Source organism: Streptomyces alkaliterrae (assembly GCF_007097205.2).
In the GTDB taxonomy this organism is placed as follows: domain Bacteria; phylum Actinomycetota; class Actinomycetes; order Streptomycetales; family Streptomycetaceae; genus Streptomyces; species Streptomyces alkaliterrae.
In genome coordinates this window covers 1-1,320 of the sequence record NZ_VJYK02000586.1, presented here as the reverse complement: position 1 = coordinate 1,320, position 1,320 = coordinate 1, and the positions used below count along the sequence as shown (strand labels likewise).

At 75.2% G+C, this 1,320-nt stretch carries 2 protein-coding genes; both read right to left on the bottom strand.

The window, feature by feature from the left end; genetic code table 11:
• Nucleotides 1-250: 250 nt before the first annotated feature.
• A complete protein-coding gene (locus FNX44_RS26945) occupies nt 251-631 on the bottom strand; it encodes a tetratricopeptide repeat protein (RefSeq protein ID WP_143651577.1) in 381 nt (126 codons plus the stop codon).
• A 72-nt stretch (nt 632-703) separates the two neighbouring features.
• Nucleotides 704-1,303, bottom strand: a complete 600-nt coding sequence (coaE, locus tag FNX44_RS26940; protein WP_143651576.1) for a dephospho-CoA kinase — start codon at nt 1,301-1,303, stop codon at nt 704-706.
• Nucleotides 1,304-1,320: the final 17 nt, after the last annotated feature.

The window sequence follows — 1,320 nt, the reverse complement described above, 5'->3', positions numbered from 1 at the left end:
ACGGGGCGCGTTCGGGCGGGGCACGGGGGCACGCCCCCGCGTGATCCTAAGCCACCGCTGCTCAGCGGCACAGGGCGCCTTCCGCTACGCGCCGCCCGCCGCGTACCACCGTGGGCACGGGTGCGCGCCGCCCGACGCCCCGGCTGCCGGCGCACGCCCTCACACCCACCGAGGCCGGGCACGGCCAAGGGCCGCCGCCCGAACCGTGATCACACCGGTTCGGACGGCGGCCCCACGGCGCCGGTGTCCGTCAGTCCCGAGCGCTGCCCGGCGGGGTGTCGAAAGCCGCGGCGGCGACGAAGTCCGGCCGGGGGTCGAGCGCGGCGGCGAGCCGGAAGTGCCTTCGGGCCTCGTCCGGCCGGTTGGCCCGCTCCAACGTCCGGGCGAGCGCGAAGTGCGCGTAGGCGTTGGCCGGCTCGCGCTCGACCACGTGTCGGAACTCCCGCTCGGCGGCCCCTAGCCGGGCACCGAGGAAGTAGGCCCGCGCCCGCAGCAGACGGGCCCCGAGGTGCTCGGGGTGGGCCTCGATGACCGTGTCCAGCAGTTGGATGGCGCCGCGCGGGTCCCTGGCGTTCAGCAGGTGCTCGGCGGCTCGGTAGTCGATGATGTGCGTCTCGGGCGTGCTGGCCATACTGCGCCTCCTTACCCCGACGTCAACCATCGAGCCGCGGCGCGCATTCCCGACGGCGGCGGCGTGCGCCCCTCAGTCCGTCCGCCGGTCGAGAAGCCGCCGCCACACGTCGTGGACCTGGGCCTCCAGTTCCGCCAGCGGGCCGTTGTTGTCGATCACGAAGTCGGCGACGGCGAGCCGCTGCGCGCGGTCGGCCTGGGCCGCCATGCGGGAACGCGCCTCGTCCTCACTCATGCCGCGCGTCCGGACCAGCCGCTCCAGGCGGGTCTCGTCGGCGGCGTCCACGACGACCACCGCGTCGTACAGCGGCGCCAGCCCGTTCTCCACGAGCAGCGGCACGTCGTGCACGATGACCGCGTCCTCCGGCGCGGCCTCCTGCAGCTCCGCCGACCGCGCCCCGACCAGCGGGTGCACGATCGCGTTGAGCGCGGCGAGCCGCTGCGGATCGCCGAAGACGATCCGGCCGAGGGCCGGACGGTCCAGGTGGCCGTCGGGCAGCAGCACCTCGTCGCCGAACTCGGCGACCACCGCCGCATGCCCCGGTGTGCCGGGCTCGACCACCTCGCGGGCGATCCGGTCCGCGTCGACGATCACCGCGCCCAGCTTGTCCAGCAGCCGCGACACCTCGCTCTTGCCGGCGCCGATCCCGCCCGTCAGTCCCACACTCAGCATGCGCCCAGCCTACGGGC